This is a genomic window from Pseudomonas entomophila (assembly GCF_023277925.1).
Taxonomy (GTDB): Bacteria; Pseudomonadota; Gammaproteobacteria; order Pseudomonadales; family Pseudomonadaceae; genus Aquipseudomonas; species Aquipseudomonas entomophila_D.
In genome coordinates this window covers 2524464-2540854 of sequence record NZ_CP063832.1, presented here as the reverse complement: position 1 = coordinate 2540854, position 16391 = coordinate 2524464, and the positions used below count along the sequence as shown (strand labels likewise).

Annotated in this window: 13 protein-coding genes, 1 tRNA gene and 1 pseudogene; 9 read left to right on the top strand and 6 right to left on the bottom strand. The window is 64.5% G+C overall.

What is annotated here, in order from left to right:
• Window positions 1-174: 174 nt before the first annotated feature.
• Both IM733_RS11015 and acnA read right to left on the bottom strand, forming a co-directional pair.
• Entirely contained in the window at window positions 175-951 is a 777-nt protein-coding gene (locus IM733_RS11015; protein WP_248920863.1) for a CPBP family intramembrane glutamic endopeptidase, read from the bottom strand.
• Between the two features lie 77 nt (window positions 952-1028).
• On the bottom strand, window positions 1029-3770 hold the full coding sequence (gene acnA / locus IM733_RS11010; protein ID WP_248920862.1) for an aconitate hydratase AcnA: 2742 nt from the start codon (window positions 3768-3770) through the stop codon (window positions 1029-1031).
• 220 nt (window positions 3771-3990) lie between these two features.
• On the opposite strand from acnA, the gene rlmM reads away from it, so the two are divergent.
• From rlmM to pdxB, 3 genes are all read left to right on the top strand, one after another.
• Window positions 3991-5055 (top strand): 23S rRNA (cytidine(2498)-2'-O)-methyltransferase RlmM, encoded by a 1065-nt coding sequence (gene rlmM, locus IM733_RS11005; protein WP_248920861.1) that lies wholly within the window; start codon window positions 3991-3993, stop codon window positions 5053-5055.
• Window positions 5056-5170: 115 nt separating this feature from the next.
• Window positions 5171-5404: a sulfurtransferase TusA gene (tusA, locus tag IM733_RS11000; RefSeq protein ID WP_213661213.1), complete on the top strand. Its 234-nt coding sequence runs from the start codon at window positions 5171-5173 to the stop codon at window positions 5402-5404.
• A gap of 47 nt (window positions 5405-5451) precedes the next feature.
• Complete coding sequence (pdxB, locus tag IM733_RS10995) at window positions 5452-6603, top strand: 4-phosphoerythronate dehydrogenase PdxB (protein WP_248920860.1); 1152 nt, start codon at window positions 5452-5454, stop codon at window positions 6601-6603.
• A 175-nt stretch (window positions 6604-6778) separates the two neighbouring features.
• On the opposite strand, the gene IM733_RS10990 is transcribed toward pdxB, so the two are convergent.
• Window positions 6779-6952 (bottom strand): PA1571 family protein, encoded by a 174-nt coding sequence (locus IM733_RS10990; RefSeq protein ID WP_248920859.1) that lies wholly within the window; start codon window positions 6950-6952, stop codon window positions 6779-6781.
• Window positions 6953-7210: 258 nt separating this feature from the next.
• On the opposite strand from IM733_RS10990, the gene IM733_RS10985 reads away from it, so the two are divergent.
• The 4 genes and pseudogenes from IM733_RS10985 to mqo all read left to right on the top strand — a co-directional run bounded on the left by IM733_RS10985 (window position 7211) and on the right by mqo (window position 12700).
• Window positions 7211-8974: an ABC transporter transmembrane domain-containing protein gene (locus IM733_RS10985; RefSeq protein ID WP_248920858.1), complete on the top strand. Its 1764-nt coding sequence runs from the start codon at window positions 7211-7213 to the stop codon at window positions 8972-8974.
• A 191-nt stretch (window positions 8975-9165) separates the two neighbouring features.
• Window positions 9166-9897, top strand: a pseudogene (locus IM733_RS25730) (HAMP domain-containing protein); the annotation flags it as partial.
• Window positions 9898-10014: 117 nt separating this feature from the next.
• Window positions 10015-10782 carry a methyl-accepting chemotaxis protein gene (locus IM733_RS25725; protein WP_432760422.1) on the top strand — a complete coding sequence of 256 codons (768 nt, stop codon included), beginning with the start codon at window positions 10015-10017 and terminating at the stop codon, window positions 10780-10782.
• A 343-nt stretch (window positions 10783-11125) separates the two neighbouring features.
• Complete coding sequence (gene mqo, locus IM733_RS10975) at window positions 11126-12700, top strand: malate dehydrogenase (quinone) (protein ID WP_248920856.1); 1575 nt, start codon at window positions 11126-11128, stop codon at window positions 12698-12700.
• A 127-nt stretch (window positions 12701-12827) separates the two neighbouring features.
• Here the strand turns inward: mqo and IM733_RS10970 are convergent.
• Window positions 12828-12904, bottom strand: a tRNA-Pro gene (locus IM733_RS10970).
• Window positions 12905-12984: 80 nt separating this feature from the next.
• Window positions 12985-13206, bottom strand: a complete 222-nt coding sequence (locus IM733_RS10965; RefSeq protein ID WP_011534841.1) for a YgdI/YgdR family lipoprotein — start codon at window positions 13204-13206, stop codon at window positions 12985-12987.
• A 169-nt stretch (window positions 13207-13375) separates the two neighbouring features.
• Here IM733_RS10965 and moaB point away from each other — a divergent pair, with 169 nt between their 5' ends.
• Together moaB and IM733_RS10955 are read left to right on the top strand one after the other, a co-directional pair.
• Window positions 13376-13915, top strand: a complete 540-nt coding sequence (gene moaB / locus IM733_RS10960) for a molybdenum cofactor biosynthesis protein B (protein ID WP_240065401.1) — start codon at window positions 13376-13378, stop codon at window positions 13913-13915.
• A 4-nt stretch (window positions 13916-13919) separates the two neighbouring features.
• Entirely contained in the window at window positions 13920-15125 is a 1206-nt protein-coding gene (locus tag IM733_RS10955) for a molybdopterin molybdotransferase MoeA (RefSeq protein ID WP_248921158.1), read from the top strand.
• On the opposite strand, the gene IM733_RS10950 is transcribed toward IM733_RS10955, so the two are convergent.
• Complete coding sequence (locus tag IM733_RS10950) at window positions 15106-16347, bottom strand: glycosyltransferase family 4 protein (protein WP_248920855.1); 1242 nt, start codon at window positions 16345-16347, stop codon at window positions 15106-15108. The two genes, IM733_RS10955 and IM733_RS10950, sit on opposite strands and share 20 nt — an antisense overlap.
• Window positions 16348-16391: the final 44 nt, after the last annotated feature.

Below are 16391 nucleotides of genomic sequence, written 5' to 3'. Positions count from 1 at the left end.
CAGGTATCGGCAAGCCTCTGGTTTTATTGAATGAATATTTAACTGCCATTGACCTGGCGCAAGGCGGTGATGCAGAGGCTGAAGTAGCGATGCCGGCATGATCGCGTAAGTTGCTGCCAATGTTGCAGTTTTATTTATGGTTTGTGACGATTGGGTCGGATCATGACCTATTGTTCAGCTCGGGGCCAGCATCGGATAAGTGAAGCCGGTGAAGTGCGCCAGGTTGACACCAACATGGCACAGCACCGCTGCGGCCAGTCCGCCATGGCGATAGGCCAGACCATACCCCACCCCGGCCAGGCTGGCCAGGTAGAACCACTGCCAGCCACCGCCCAGGTGTGCCAGGCCAAACAGCAGCGCGGCGGCGATCAGCGCCAGGCCCTCATGCTTGAACAGGCGTTGCAGCCCGCCCTGTATATAACCCCGGAACAGCAATTCCTCGGTCAGGCTGACCAGCAGCAGGTTGTTCAGCAGCCACAGCCAGGCCTGGTCCGGCCACTTTGGCGCCCAGGCCACCAGGCCCATCGACCAGGCGCCACCCAGGCAAGCGAGCAGCGTCAGCGGCAGTATCACGCCGAGGCTCGTGGACAAGCCGCGTGTGCGCAGCATCACCAACCACGGGCAGGCCAGCAGAAGCCATGCGCCGATCAGTGGCTTGTCCAGGTTCAGGTACATGGAGAATGGAATGGCGCCTGCGCTGAGCACGGCCTTGTCGATCACCTTGGCACCGTTGAACCCGGGTAGCCAGTGCAGTGCCAGGGCGAAGGCCAGGGCGATGAACAGGACGTGGCCAAGGGTTTGCTGCCAGCGTACCCGCCGACGTGCCAGTAAGGCGCTGCACAGCAGGGCGAGCAAGGCCGGCAGGGCAGCCACACCCAGGCTGCCGTAGGTCAGTGCGAGGGTGTAGCCGAGGCCAAGCAGAAGCAGGGCGATCCAGTAGGGAAGAGGCATGAGGTTTCCTTGTGCCGGTAAGTCCATGGAGGGTTGGACTTACCGTTCGTCGCCCAAGACACCTGTGCCGCGGCAGATCAGCCCGCGATCAATTGCCGCAGCACAAAGTGCAGGATCCCTCCCGACTTGAAGTACTCCACTTCATTCAGTGTGTCGATCCGGCACAGCACCTCGACTTGGACCGTTTGGCCATCCTCTCGGGTGATGCGCACGGGCAGGTTCATGCCGGGGCGGATCTGTGCACCCGAGAGTCCCAGCACATCGATGCGCTCCTTGCCGGTCAGGCCGAGCTGTTTGCGGTCGTTCCCGGCCTTGAACTGCAGCGGCAGCACACCCATGCCCACCAGGTTCGAGCGGTGGATACGCTCGAAACTTTCCGCCAGCACGGCCTTGACCCCCAACAGGTTGGTGCCCTTGGCCGCCCAGTCGCGGCTTGAGCCGGTGCCGTACTCCTGGCCGGCAATCACCACCAGTGGCGTGCCATCCCGTTGGTAGCGCATGGCGGCGTCATAGATCGACAGTTTCTCGCCGCTGGGCACGTACAAGGTATTGCCGCCTTCCTCGCCGCCCAGCATTTCGTTGCGAATACGGATGTTGGCGAAGGTGCCGCGCATCATCACTTCGTGGTTGCCACGCCGCGAACCGTAGGAGTTGAAGTCGCGCGGTTCCACGCCCTGCTCACGCAGGTAGCGCCCGGCCGGGCTGTCGGCCTTGATGTTGCCGGCTGGCGAGATATGGTCGGTGGTCACCGAATCACCCAGCAGGGCCAGGATGCACGCGCCCTGGATGTCGCGGACTTCTGGCAGCGGGCCGCCGATGTCATCGAAGAACGGCGGGTGCTGGATGTAGGTGGAATCGTCCTGCCAGGCATAGGTGGCGGCCTTGGGCACTGCGATGGCCTGCCACTGGGCGTCGCCGGCGAACACCTCGGCATACTCCTTGTGGAACATGTCGGTGTCGACATTGGCGACCGCCTCGGCGATCTCCTGCTGGCTGGGCCAGATGTCGCGCAGGTACACGGGCTGGCCATCCTTGCCGGTGCCCAGGGCGTCCTGGGTCAGGTCCACGCGCACGCTGCCCGCCAGTGCATAGGCGACCACCAGTGGCGGCGAAGCCAGCCAGTTGGTCTTGACCAGCGGATGCACGCGCCCCTCGAAGTTGCGGTTGCCCGACAGCACCGAGGCGACGGTCAGGTCGGCGCTGCCGATGGCTTTCTCGATGGCATCGTCCAGTGGCCCGGAATTGCCGATGCAAGTGGTGCAGCCATAGCCGACCAGGTCGAAGCCGAGCTGGTCGAGGTAGGGCGTAAGGCCTGCCGCCTTGAAGTAGTCGGTGACCACCTTCGAGCCCGGCGCGAGGGAGCTCTTGACCCAGGGTTTGCGCCGCAGACCCTTTTCCACGGCCTTCTTCGCCACCAGGCCGGCGGCCATCATCACGCTGGGGTTGGAGGTGTTGGTACAGGAGGTGATGGCGGCGATCACCACGGCGCCGTCGCGCAGGGTGTGGGTCTGGCCGCCGTGAACATAGTCGATTTCGCCAGCCTGGTCGGCATTGCCCACCGCCACACCACCGCCGCCTTCGCTTTCCAGGCGGCCGACCTCCTTGGCCAGGGGCTTGGGTTGCAGCTCGATGAAGTGGTCGAACGCCTGGCTGACCTGGCCCAGTGCCACCCGGTCCTGCGGACGCTTGGGCCCGGCCAGGCTGGCTTCCACTTCATGCATGTCCAGGGCGAGCGTGTCGGTGAACTGTGGCTCATGCCCAGGCAGGCGCCACAACCCCTGCGCCTTGCAATAGGCCTCGACCAGTTGCACGGTCGCTTCCGGGCGCCCGGACAGGCGCAGGTAGTCCAGGGTCACTTGGTCGACCGGGAAGAAACCACAGGTGGCGCCGTACTCCGGGGCCATGTTGGCGATGGTGGCGCGGTCGGCCAGCGGCAGGTCGGCCAGGCCATCGCCGTAGAACTCGACGAACTTGCCCACCACCCCCTTCTTGCGCAGCATTTGCGTGACCGTGAGCACCAGGTCGGTGGCGGTGATGCCTTCGCGCAGCTTGCCGGTCAGCTGGAAGCCGATCACCTCGGGGATCAGCATCGATACCGGCTGGCCGAGCATGGCCGCCTCGGCCTCGATGCCGCCCACGCCCCAGCCGAGCACGCCCAGGCCGTTGATCATGGTGGTGTGCGAGTCGGTACCGACCAGGGTGTCGGGGAAGGCGTAGGTGCGCCCATCCTGCTCGTTGGTCCAGACCGTGCGGCCCAAATACTCCAGGTTGACCTGGTGGCAGATGCCGGTGCCCGGCGGCACCACGCGGAAGTTGGCGAAGGCGCTCTGGCCCCAGCGCAGGAAGGCGTAGCGCTCGCCGTTGCGCTGCATCTCGATGTCGACGTTCTGGGCGAAGGCGCTGGGGCTGGCGTAGCGGTCGACCATCACCGAGTGGTCGATCACCAGGTCCACCGGCGACAGCGGGTTGATGCGCTGTGGGTCGCCACCGGCCTTGGCCATGGCTGCGCGCATGGCGGCCAGGTCGACCACCGCGGGTACGCCGGTGAAGTCCTGCATCAGTACCCGCGCCGGGCGGTACTGGATCTCGCGGTCCGAGCGGCGCTCAGCCAGCCACTTGGCCAGGGCGCGCAGGTCGTCGCCGGTGACGGTCTTGCCGTCCTCCCAGCGCAGCAGGTTTTCCAGCAGCACCTTCAACGACATGGGCAGGTGCTGCAGGTCACCCAACTGGCGGGCGGCCTCGGCGAGGCTGAAATAGTGGTAGACGTGGCCGGCCACGTCGAGGGTCTTGAGGGTTTTCAGGCTGTCGAGCGAGGGCATCTACAACTCCTTGGTGCTCCGGTGCCCGGCCGATACAGGTTGCTCGCCGGTGTCACCGCTCTGGATCGGTCCGCACGGCACGGACCTGGCTGAACAGTCAGGTTAGACCCGTTTGCCGGGCCTGCCCCTTTTCTGGACCGATGGGGCATGTCGCCAGTTCCGATCTTCCTTTATCATTCGCCGCCCTGGCGCCGTCTGCGCCAGTGATGTGGAGTGAGAAATGAATACCCTGTTCATGCATTGCCGGCCCGGTTTCGAGGGCGAGGTCTGTGCCGAAATCAGCGAACTTGCCGCCCAACTTGGGGTGGCCGGCTATGCCAAGGGCAAGCCGCAGAGTGCGTGCGCCGAGTTCGTCTGCACGGAGCCCGATGGCGCGCAGCGGCTGATGCATGAGTTGCGTTTTGCCCAACTGATCTTCCCGCGCCAGTGGGCGAGGGGGGCTTTCGTCGAGCTCCCGGAGAAAGACCGCATCAGCGTGCTGCTGGAGCACCTGGCCGACCTGCCGGTGTGCGGCAGCCTGTGGCTGGAAGTGCTCGACAGCAACGAAGGCAAGGAGCTGTCGACCTTCTGCCGCAAGTTCGAGGTGCCCCTGCGCAAAGCACTGGAGAAAGCCGGCAGGCTGGTCGACGACGCCCGGCGCCCGCGTCTGTTGTTGACGTTCATCAGCGGTCGGCGTGTGTTCCTGGGCCTGGCCGAGGCGGACAATTCGGCCCTGTGGCCGATGGGCATCCCACGGCTGAAGTTCCCCCGCGAGGCACCCAGCCGCTCGACCCTCAAGCTTGAGGAGGCGTGGCATCAGTTCATTGCGCGCGAGCAGTGGGACCAGCGCCTGAACGACGACATGACCGGTGTCGACCTGGGCGCCTCGCCGGGCGGCTGGACTTACCAACTGGTCAAGCGCGGCATGCTGGTGACCGCCATCGACAACGGCCCCATGGCTGAGAGCCTGATGGACACCGGCCTGGTGACGCACCTGATGGCCGACGGTTTCACCTGGAAACCCAAGCAGACGGTGGACTGGATGGTCTGCGATATCGTCGAGAAGCCCGCGCGCACTGCCTCGCTGATCGAGACGTGGCTGGGCGAAGGGCTATGTCGCGAGGCGGTGGTCAACCTCAAGTTGCCAATGAAGCAGCGCCATGCCGAAGTGCGCAAGTTGCTCGACCGTATGGAGGCCGGGTTCAAGGAGCGCAAGGTGAAGGTGTCGATTGCTTGCAAGCAGCTGTATCACGACCGTGAGGAAGTAACCTGTCACCTGCGTCGGCTGGACCTCAAGCCGCGTTGAGCCGATGCCCTGCCGCGCGTAGGAGCCAAAACCCTGGGAGCCGGCAGGTGGGCTTGGAGTCCACCCGGTGATGCGCCACAATGCCTTTCATTTAGCGGAGCCCCCCATGACCGACCTGACCCACGACGCGACCCTCGACGCCACCGGCCTCAACTGCCCGGAGCCGGTGATGATGCTGCACAAGCATGTGCGCGAGCTGGCAGCCGGCGGCGTGCTCAAGGTGATTGCCACCGACCCGTCGACCCGCCGCGACATTCCCAAGTTTTGCGTCTTCCTCGGCCACGAGCTGCTGTCCCAGCAGGAAGAGGCTGGCACCTACCTGTACTGGATCCGCAAGAAGGCCGACTGAGCCCCGCGCGATCGCGCTACACTGCGCTCCCCTGACAGGAGAGCGCCATGCTGATAGTTGCCGACGAGAATATCCCGCTGCTCGATGCCTTCTTCGCCGGGTTCGGCGAGATCCGCCGTTACCCTGGGCGTGCCATCGATGCCGCCAGCGTCAAGGACGCCGACGTGCTGTTGGTGCGTTCGGTGACCCGTGTCGACCGGCAACTGCTCGATGGTAGCAAGGTGCGTTTCGTCGGCACCTGCACCATCGGCACCGACCACCTGGACCTCGACTACTTCTCCAATGCCGGCATCCACTGGAGCAGTGCCCCGGGATGCAACGCCCGCGGTGTGGTCGACTACGTGCTGGGCAGCTTGCTGACCCTGGCCGAACTCGAAGGTGTCGACTTGAACAAGCGTGTCTATGGCGTGGTTGGCGTGGGCGAGGTGGGGGGGCGCCTGGCGCGGGTGCTGCATGGCCTGGGCTGGAAGGTGCTGGTCTGCGACCCGGTGCGCGAGGCCAGCGAAGGGGGTGAGTTCGTCAGCCTTGAGACGATCCTTGCACAGTGCGACGTGATCAGCCTGCACACGCCGCTGCAGCGAGGTGGCGAGCATCCGACCTGGCATCTGCTTGACCGCAAAAGGTTGGCAAGCCTGCGCCCCGGTGCTTGGTTGATCAACGCCAGCCGCGGCCCTGTGGTGGACAACAGGGCCCTGCGCGAACTGCTGCTCGACCGCGAGGACGTGCATGCGGTGCTCGATGTCTGGGAAGGCGAGCCGCAGGTGGACCTGCAACTGGCCGACCTGTGCACCCTGGCCACCCCGCACATCGCTGGTTACAGCCTGGATGGCAAGCAACGCGGCACGGCACAGATCTACCAGGCATTCTGCCGCTGGCGCGGTGAGCCCGAGCAGGTACGCCTGGCCGATCTGTTGCCGGCACAAGCACTGGCGCGAATCGACCTGGATGCCAACGCAGAGCCGGCCTGGGCGCTGGCCACCCTGTGCCGTGCGGTGTACGACCCGCGCCGTGACGATGCCGATTTCCGCCGCTGCCTGAGCGACGATGTGGCTGAACAGCGCACGGCGTTCGACCTGCTGCGCAAGCATTATCCGGTACGGCGGGAGATCGAAGGGTTGGCGGTCGGTTTGCGCGGTGAGGCACCACAGCTGGCGCAGATGGTCAGTGCACTGGGGGCGGAGCTGGTTGGCGTAGCGTGACCCCTGTAGGAGCGGCTTCAGCCGCGAAGCAAGCGACGCGGTAAAGGGCACCGGCTGCGCCGGTGTTCGCGGCTGAAGCCGCTCCTACAGCGACCGGTGCACACCAACAAGTTGTTGGCCACCCAACAAAAACCCGGCGCATGCGCCGGGTTGCGATGAATGCTTGTTCTGGCTTTCAGCCCTTGCGGACTTTCTCGACCCGGCTTTGTTCAAGATCCTGGCACGCCTTCTGGATCATCTGCTCGGTAATCGGGATTTCGCGGCCCTGGGCATCGATGACCGAACCGCACACCTGGGGCTGCGACGGTTTCTGCGCCTTTGGGGGCTGGTTGCTGTGCTGCAAGCTCATGTCCTGTCTCCTCTTCAGGTTCAAGCTCAGGATACTGTCGCGCCGTGAATGACCTGTGACAGTTCCCTCGGTTTCACGACCCGGACAGTCCAACAGAAACTGAGGCTAAGCTCCAGTGGCACTTTAGAACGAATCCATCTAGGGGCTGTTGAACGGCGGTTTCATTCACCTGTCATGCGACGTCATTGATTTCCAGGCGTTCCCGCCAGGCGGACGAGTGGTAGTCTTTGCGCTCACCTGTACCGAACGACGGTCGCCATGCCTGAACCGATCTCTTCCCGCCAACGCCGTGCCCTGCACCTGGGCTGGCACTTCATCCGCCCATACCGTCGCCAAGCCCTGCTGGCTTTGCTGGCGCTGGTGGTCACCGCCGGCATCACCTTGTCGATGGGGCAGGGTATTCGGTTGTTGGTCGACCAGGGCTTCATGACCCGCTCGCCCCACCAGCTCAACCAGACCATCGGTTTGTTCCTGCTGCTGGTGATGGCGCTGGCGGTCGGCACCTTTGCCCGCTTCTACCTGGTGTCATGGATCGGCGAGCGCTGCGTCGCCGATATCCGTCGAGCGGTGTTCGATCATCTGGTCAGCCTGCATCCCGGCTTTTTCGAGGATAACCGCAGCTCGGAGATCCAGTCTCGGTTGACCGCCGACACCACGCTGCTGCAGTCGGTGATCGGCTCGTCGCTGTCGATGTTCCTGCGCAATGCCTTGATGGTGGTCGGTGGTGTGCTGCTGTTGTTCGTGACCAACCCCAAGCTCACCAGCATCGTGGTGTTGGCCCTGCCGCTGGTGCTGGCACCGATCCTGCTGTTCGGTCGGCGGGTGCGCAGCCTGTCGCGCCAGAGCCAGGACCGGGTCGCCGATGTCGGCAGCTATGTCGCCGAAACCCTGGGCCAGATCAAGACGGTGCAAGCCTACAACCATGAAGCGCGTGACCGCCTGTTGTTCGCCGAGACCGTGGAGGCGGCGTTCGCCGTGGCGCGGCGGCGGATCGCCCAGCGTGCCTGGCTGATCACCCTGGTGATCGTGCTGGTGCTCGGCGCGGTGGGGGTGATGCTCTGGGTGGGTGGCATGGATGTGATCGCCGGGCGGATCACTGGCGGTGAGCTGGCGGCCTTCGTGTTCTACAGCTTGATAGTCGGCAGCGCCTTCGGCACCTTGAGCGAGGTGATCGGTGAGCTGCAACGGGCGGCGGGTGCTGCCGAGCGCATCGCTGAGCTGCTGGCCGCGCAGAGTGTGATCCTGCCGCCGGTCGAGGCGAGCTGCCTGCCGGGTGGGCGTGCCCGTGGTGCCATCGAGTTGCACGAGGTGCGTTTCGCCTACCCGTCACGCCCCGCGGTGGCTGCTGTGGATGGTCTTAGCCTGCTGGTTCAACCTGGCCAGACCGTGGCCTTGGTAGGGCCGTCGGGTGCCGGCAAGTCGACCCTGTTCGACCTGTTGTTGCGCTTCTACGACCCGCAGTCAGGCAGCATCCTGCTCGATGGCCAGCCAATCAGCGCATTGTCGCCCGCTGAGCTACGTGCCCAGTTCGCCCTGGTAGCCCAACAGCCCGCGCTGTTTCGTGGCACGGTGGAAGCCAACATCCGTTATGGCCGGCCCGAAGCCAGTCTGGCCGACGTCGAAGCCGCAGCGCGCAGTGCTCATGCCCACGAATTCATCGTGCAACTGCCCCAGGGCTACCAGACCCCACTGGGCGAGGGCGGTGGTGGGTTATCCGGTGGGCAGCGCCAGCGCCTGGCGATTGCCCGGGCGTTGCTGGTGAACGCCCCGGTCCTGTTACTGGACGAAGCCACCAGCGCCCTCGATGCGCAAAGCGAACATCTGATCCAGCAGGCACTGCCACTGCTGATGGTCGGACGCACCACGCTGGTTATTGCCCATCGCCTGGCCACGGTGCAATATGCCGACCGTATCGCGGTGATCGACAAGGGCCGCTTGGTCGCCTTCGGTACGCACCGCCAGTTGCTTGAGGACAGCCCGCTGTATGCCCGGCTGGCAGCACTGCAATTCAGTGGTGGGTGAGTCTGTCGTGAATTTGTAACATTTCTGTAGCAATTGCCTGAGACTATCTGGATCAGCTGTTGCGTAAGTGCTCGACCTGGCTGCTATCGACCGATGGCGGCTTTTTTTTGGCCCGAGAACGAGGACAAGGATGTCTCTGCCGGCAGCGCTCGCGTGTGCCGTTTCCCTACTTCCTTGTTCCGAGATCCGCAATGTTGCGTAAATCCCTCAGAGTGCAAATTCTCTCCCTGCTTGGTGGCAGCCTGGTGGCGATCCTGCTGATCGCGCTGGTGTGCTTCCAGTTTCTGTCCTCCAGCGTGCGTGGCTATGCCGAGCTGGTTGACGGGCCGTTGCGTGCCTCGCAACTGATTGATGAAGCCAACCTGCAGTTCAAGATCCAGGTGCAGGAATGGAAGAACGTGCTGCTGCGCGGCCGCCAGCCGGCCGAGCTGGACAAGTACTGGCAGCAGTTCCAGGCGCGTGAACAGCAGGTGCAGCAATTGCTGGGGCAGTTGATCGCCAATGGCGATCCGGCGCTCAAGGGGCGACTGGAGCAACTCAAGGATAGCCATCGCCAGTTGGGCACGGCCTATGAACAAGGGCGCCAGGCCTTCCTCGCCGCCGGTGGCGACCCCGTGGCAGGCGACCTGGCGGTCAAGGGCGTTGACCGCGCCACCAGTGACCAGATGAGCGCGTTGGTCGAGCAACTGCGGGCCGATGCCGGTAGCCGCGCCAGTGCCATCAGCGCCAGCGCCGAGCGCACCGTGTGGCTGGGGGTGCTGGTGATGCTGGCCTCGGCGGTGCTTGTAGGTCTGTTCAGCCTGTGGCTGGTCAATCGCAGCCTGGTCGAGCCGATCCGCCAGCTCATCGACTATGTCGCCCAGCTCAGTCAGGGCCGCTTTGGCGCTCGGGTGCAAAGCAGCCGCGAAGACGAACTGGGGCGGCTGGCGCTGGCGGCCAATACCCTGCGTGATTTTCTCGCCGACACCGTTGGCCGGCTCAAAGGCAACGCCGAAGAGCTGGAAAGCGCCAGCGGCCGGCTGCGCAATATTGCCGGCGACATGGCCCACGGTACCCAGGACCAGTTCCAGCGCACCGACCAGGTCGCCACCGCCATGCACGAAATGTCCGCCACGGCCCAGGAAGTGGCCCGCCATGCCGCTGCAGCGGCGCGTGCGGCGGACGATGCCGACCACAGTGCCCAGGCGGGTGATCGGGTGATGCAGCAGACCATCGATACCATTGCCTTGGTCAACCGCGAGATTGCTGGCACGGCTGCGGTGATCCGCCACCTTGAGAACGACAGCACGCGCATCGGCAAGGTGCTCGAGGTGATCCGTGGCATTGCCGAGCAGACCAACCTGCTGGCGCTCAACGCGGCTATCGAGGCCGCCCGCGCCGGCGAGGCCGGGCGCGGCTTCGCGGTGGTCGCTGACGAAGTGCGCAGCCTGGCCCAGCGCACCGCGGCGTCGATCGCCGAGATCCACCAGATCATCGAGGCCGTGCAGTCCGGCGCGGTGGAAGCGGTCAAGGCCATCGAAAGCGGCCAGCAACGCAGCGAGGAGGGTGCCGAGCAGGTACAGCAGGCCGGGCAGATGCTGCAGCGCATCACCACTGCGGTGGAGGCGATCCGCGACATGAACCGGCAGATCGCCACGGCCGCTGAGGAGCAGACCAGCGTCGCCGAGGACATTTCCCGCAACCTGGTCGAGATCACCCGCATCGCCACGGCCAACCAGGAGGCGGTGCAGTACACCGAGCAGGCCGGGCAGCACCTGCATGGCTTGTCGGGGCAGCTGGGTGAAGTGACCGCGCGCCTGACCCGCTGACCCCTGTAGGAGCCAGCCTTGCTGGCGAACCAGGGCGACACCGACGTCATGTCGATCGCCGGTTCGCCAGCAAGGCTGGCTCCTACGGGTAGTGGGGAATCCGCCAGGTATTCATATATGTGGCGGATTATCGCCATCATTCGGGCCTGTGCGCGGCCCTCTTGCCGCGTGGATACTGGCCCCGGCAAACCTGGCACACTCCCTGCTTTACGGCGCCCCGGGCCACGGCCCGAGGCGATCGTGCCCCGATCCCGCAAGACTCCTGCGAACCAGAACAACAACATCCGGGCGTGCACACCGGGGGCAACGACTGCCAGTCCTTCACTTCAATTGGATTGAGCTAATGAAAAAACTCCTGCTGACGCTCCTGTGCCTGAGCGTCATCGGCTGCTCCAAGCCCTCGGAGCCGGAAAAGGCCGTCGATGTCCTGCTGATCGGCGGCGGCATCATGAGCGCGAGCCTGGGTACCTACCTCACCGAGCTGGAACCTAACTGGACGGTCGACGTCTACGAGCGCATGGGCCAGGTCGCCGAGGAAAGCTCCAACGCCTGGAACAATGCCGGTACCGGGCACTCTGCCTTCTGCGAGCTGAACTACACCAGCGTCGGCAAGGACGGCGGCATCGATATCAGCAAGGCGGTCAATGTCAACGAGCAGTTCGAGGTGTCCAAGCAGTTCTGGGCCTACCAAGTCGAACAGGGCGTGTTGAACAACCCACGTTCGTTCATCAACAACGTGCCACACATGAGCTTCGTCTGGGGTGACGAGAATGTCGCCTTCCTGCACAAGCGCGTCGATGCCCTGCGCCACAGCTCGTTGTTCCGTGGCATGGAAATCTCCGAGGACCACGAGCAGATCCGCCAGTGGGTGCCACTGGTGATGGAAGGGCGTGACCCGGCTCAGAAGGTCGCCGCTACCCGCATGGCGATCGGTACCGACGTGAACTTCGGCGAAATCACCCGCCAGCTGTTCGCCTCGATGGCCCGCAACCCCAATGTCAAGTTGCACCTGAGCCATGAAGTGCGCGATATCACGCGCAACCAGGATGGTACCTGGACCGTGGTGGTGGCCGACCTGGCCAAGGGGGGCGCGCAAACCTCGGTCAAGGCGAAGTTCGTATTCATCGGTGCCGGCGGTGGCGCGCTTAAGTTGCTGCAGCAGTCTGGAATCCCGGAAGCCGAGGGCTACGCTGGCTTCCCGGTGGGTGGCCAGTTCCTGATGACCGACAACCCGGACCTGGTTGCCCGTCACAAGGCCAAGCTGTACGGCAAGGCTTCGGTCGGCGCGCCACCGATGTCGGTGCCGCACCTCGATACCCGAGTGATCGATGGCAAGGAGGTGCTGCTGTTCGGCCCGTTCGCGACCTTCTCCACCAAGTACTTGAAGAACGGCTCGCTGCTGGACATGTTCGCCTCCCTGAACAGCCACAACATCAGCCCGATGATGCATGCCGGCATCGATAACATCGACCTGAGTACCTACCTGATGGGCCAGTTGATGCTCAGCTTCGACGACCGCATGGCGGCGCTGCGCGAATACTTCCCCAACGCCAAGAACGAAGACTGGAAACTGCTCCAGGCCGGGCAGCGCGTCCAGGTGATCAAGAAGGACCCAGAGCACGGCGGCGTGCTGCAGTTCGGTACCGAAGTGGTGGCCGCCCAGGACGGCAGCATTGCCGCGCTGCTGGGTGCCTCGCCAGGTGCCTCGACCGCTGCGCCGATCATGCTGAGCGTGCTGGAGAAGACCTTCAAGGATCGGATCAAGACGCCGGAGTGGCAGGCGAAGCTCAAAGAGATCGTGCCGACTTATGGGCGTAAGCTCAACAACGACCTCGAGCTTACCAACAAGACCCGCGAGTGGAGCAGTGCGCGCCTGCAGTTGCTATACGTGCCGGTGTTGCCGGACGCGGCCCTCTGATACGTCGTAGGAGCCGGCTTGCCGGCGAACCGGGCACAACCCTGTTCGCCGGCAAGCCGGCTCCTCCAAAATCGTGTTTTTGTGCAGGCAACAAAAAACCCGCTCGAGGCGGGTTTTTTGAGGGATTTGGTCGGAGAGACAGGATTCGAACCTGCGGCCTTCTCGTCCCGAACGAGACGCGCTACCTGGCTGCGCTACACTCCGATGGCCAAAATCCTACTGCATCGCTTTTTCTCACGCAACCCTTTGTTGCAAAAAGGGGTTATGTGAAATGGCCGTGTCTATCACAGGTCCTTGACGGTGCGGACCTGATCTTTGTTGATGCGGGTGCGCTTGCCATCGAGCTGTTCGAACTCGTAGAAGCCGGAATCTTCATCGTAGCTAGGGGTGTCCACCGCCTGGATCTCGCGGCCGTCGTTCAGGGTGATGACGGTGGGTGAGGAACAGCCAGCAAGGGCGCCGAGGCCCAGGGCGAGCAGGAAGGCGGGAAGGGTCCGTTGGATCATCGTGTTTCTCCAGTGCGAGGGTGCTAGATGACATTGAGACGCAGGGCGTCCACGCAAGTTCCTTGAAAAGTGCAGCATAGCGCCATCGCACCGGGGTTGACCAAGAACAACGGCGAGGCCGGCCTGTGATATAACAGCGCACATTCCTGTTCCCCTGCGACGTACCCTCATGAAAGCCAAGGCAGATACCCCTTTCGTGCCGCTGAACATTGCCGTGCTGACGGTCAGCGACACCCGTACCTTCGACACCGACACTTCTGGCCAGCTGTTCGTCGACCGCCTCACCGCGGCTGGCCACCAGCTTGCCGCGCGCGTACTGCTCAAGGACGACCTGTACAAGATCCGCGCCCAGGTCGCCACCTGGATAGCCGACGAGCAGGTCCAGGTAGTGCTGATTACCGGTGGCACCGGTTTTACCGGCCGTGACAGTACGCCGGAAGCCGTGGCGTGCCTGCTGGACAAGCAGGTGGAAGGCTTTGGCGAACTGTTCCGGCAGATCTCGGTGGCCGATATCGGCACCTCCACCATCCAGTCACGCGCCCTGGCCGGCCTTGCCAACGGCACCCTGGTGTGCTGCCTGCCGGGCTCGACCAACGCGGTGCGCACCGGTTGGGATGGCATCCTGGCCGAGCAGCTCGACGCACGTCATCGTCCGTGCAACTTCGTGCCTCACCTGAAGCAGGCAGCGGCCTGCGACAGCCGTGGCTGAGGCCATGCAGGCCCGGCCGCTGATGCCGGTGGAGGAGGCGCTGGAGCGTTTGCTGGCGTTGGCCGAGGCCGCGCCGATCCAGCAGACTGAAACGGTCGACCTCGCGGTTGCCGAAGGCCGGGTGTTGGCCCAAGCGCTGGTGGCTGGGCTGGACCTCCCGCCCTGGCCGAACAGCGCCATGGATGGTTATGCCCTGCGCCTCGCGGACTGGCAGGGCGATCCGCTGCCGGTCAGCCAGCGGATCTTCGCCGGCCATGCGCCGGCGCCACTGCAGCCAGGTACTTGCGCACGGATCTTCACGGGGGCGCCGCTGCCAGAGGGGGCCGACTGCGTCGAGATGCAGGAAAACACCGAGGTGCTCGAGGATGGCCGGGTGCGTTTTCTCGAGCCGTTGGCCATCGAACAGAATGTGCGCCCCAAAGGGCAAGAAACCCGTGCCGGCGAACAAGTGATGAGCGCCGGTACCCGGTTGGGGCCGATTCAGTTGGGGTTGGCCGCCACCCTCGGTTTCGCCCGGCTCGAAGTGGTACGTCGCCCACGGGTGGCCGTGCTGTCGACGGGGGATGAACTGGTCGAGCCTGGCCTGCCGCTGGGGCCGGGGCAGATCTACAACAGCAACCGCAGGCTGCTGGTCAGTTGGTTGCAGCGCCTGGGCTGTGAAGTGGTGGATGCGGGCATCCTTGCCGATGACCTGGCGCGCACCCGTCAGTGCCTGGCCGGCCTGGGCGATGTCGACCTGATCCTTTCCACTGGTGGCGTTTCGGTTGGGGAGGCTGACTATCTGGGCATGGCCCTGCGCGAGGTCGGTGAACTGGCGTTGTGGAAGCTGGCGATCAAGCCAGGCAAGCCGCTCACCTTTGGGCATTACCAGGGTGTTCCGGTCATCGGCTTGCCGGGCAATCCGGCATCGACCCTGGTCACCTTCGGCCTGCTGACCCGCCCTTACTTGCTGCGCCGCCAGGGTGTGACCGATGTCGCGCCGCTGCGCTTCAGCGTGCCGGCCGGTTTCGACTGGCCCAAACCGGGTGCTCGTCGGGAATACCTGCGGGCGCGTATCGAAGATGGCCGCGTGCGAATCTACAAGAACCAGAGTTCAGGCGTGCTGCGCAGTGCCGCCTGGGCCGAGGGCGTGGTGGAAGTCCGCGAGGGCAGTACGCCGCGACAAGGGGATCCGGTGCCGTTCATCCCCTTCAGCGAGCTGCTGGGCTAGCCCCGTCGAGGGCCGTGGCGCCGGCGGTGGCCTGCTGGGTCAGGCGCATGTGCACGTTTTCCAGCTGCTGCGCGGCGACGCTCCAGTCATGGCGCTGGCGGGTGAACTGACGGCCAGCCTCGCCCAACTGCGACATGCGCCAGGGTTGGTTGAGCAGTTGGGTGACCAGCAGTGCCAATTGGCCGCTGTCGTCGCTGCCCAGGTAGTGTTCGCCATTGTTGACCGCCAACCCTGAAACGCCGCTGCTGGTGGTGATCACCGGCAGACCGGCGGCCATGGCTTCGAGGATCTTCACCTTGGAGCCGCCCGCATGCCGCAGTGGGGCGAAGAACAGTGCCGAGCGCCGTTGCAGCTCGCGCAGGTCGGGGCGGTAGCCGACCCATTCGATGCGCGGGTCGTTCCAGTGCAGTTTCCAGCTGGCGGGCAGGGCATGCCCGGCGATGGCCAGACGCACTGCCGGGTTGCTCAGCCAGACCTGGGGTAGGATCTCCTCCAGCGCCCATTCGATGGCTTCGAGGTTGGCGCCGTATTCGAAATTGCCGACGAACAACAGGCGTTGGCTGTGCGGTGCGGGGCGAATGTCCTGGTAGTGATCACAGTCCACCCCGCTGACCACCACATTGACCGGGCGCCCACTGATCTGTCCGATGAGGTCGGCGTCGTGAGGGCTGACGGCCACCACCTCGCTGGGCTGGCGCAGCACGCGCTGTTCCCAGCGCCGGTAGCGCCAGCGATCGAAGGCGTTGAGTGGGCGCAACCACAGGGGGAGGCGGTCGTGGCGGACGGCGCCCATCACCGATTCGAGGGTGTGTTCGCTGAGCATGAACGGCAACCCGCGCGCCTGCAGGGCTTTCTCGAAGGGTTGGAAGCTGTAGCTGTGTTCGATCTGCACGACGTCCCAAGGTTCGTCCAGCAGTTGCTCGAATCGGTGGCGCAGACAGGGTGCGAGGCCATTGATGATTGCCCGCATGGGGTAGTCGATGATGGGCGAGGCGAGCAGGTTCAGCGGACTGTGCACAGGGCGCCTGGGCAGTACGATCAGGCGTTCCAGCCAGGGCTCCAGAGCCTCGCGTGCGGCCTCGCCCAGCGGAATTTTCGACTGCACCAGCAAGGTGATCCGGTGGCCACGCTGCGCCAGTGCGCGCAGCAGATGGTATTGCCGGGTCTTGCTGCCGCTGGTAGTGGGCCAGGGCAGGTAGGGCAGTGTCCAGAGTATGCGCATGGCCCCGATTCCTCGTTGATGGCCCGGGAAGAAAAAACGCGCCC

Coding starts and splice junctions, on each gene's coding strand:
- IM733_RS25725 (WP_432760422.1), top strand. CDS start 10,015: ATGGCCCACGGTACCCAGGACCAGTTCCAGCGCACCGACCAGGTCGCC.
- moaB (WP_240065401.1), top strand. CDS start 13,376: ATGAAAGCCAAGGCAGATACCCCTTTCGTGCCGCTGAACATTGCCGTG.
- IM733_RS10950 (WP_248920855.1), bottom strand. CDS start 16,347: ATGCGCATACTCTGGACACTGCCCTACCTGCCCTGGCCCACTACCAGC.
- IM733_RS10985 (WP_248920858.1), top strand. CDS start 7,211: ATGCCTGAACCGATCTCTTCCCGCCAACGCCGTGCCCTGCACCTGGGC.
- acnA (WP_248920862.1), bottom strand. CDS start 3,770: ATGCCCTCGCTCGACAGCCTGAAAACCCTCAAGACCCTCGACGTGGCC.
- IM733_RS10990 (WP_248920859.1), bottom strand. CDS start 6,952: ATGAGCTTGCAGCACAGCAACCAGCCCCCAAAGGCGCAGAAACCGTCG.
- mqo (WP_248920856.1), top strand. CDS start 11,126: ATGAAAAAACTCCTGCTGACGCTCCTGTGCCTGAGCGTCATCGGCTGC.
- pdxB (WP_248920860.1), top strand. CDS start 5,452: ATGCTGATAGTTGCCGACGAGAATATCCCGCTGCTCGATGCCTTCTTC.
- IM733_RS10965 (WP_011534841.1), bottom strand. CDS start 13,206: ATGATCCAACGGACCCTTCCCGCCTTCCTGCTCGCCCTGGGCCTCGGC.
- IM733_RS10955 (WP_248921158.1), top strand. CDS start 13,920: ATGCAGGCCCGGCCGCTGATGCCGGTGGAGGAGGCGCTGGAGCGTTTG.
- IM733_RS11015 (WP_248920863.1), bottom strand. CDS start 951: ATGCCTCTTCCCTACTGGATCGCCCTGCTTCTGCTTGGCCTCGGCTAC.
- rlmM (WP_248920861.1), top strand. CDS start 3,991: ATGAATACCCTGTTCATGCATTGCCGGCCCGGTTTCGAGGGCGAGGTC.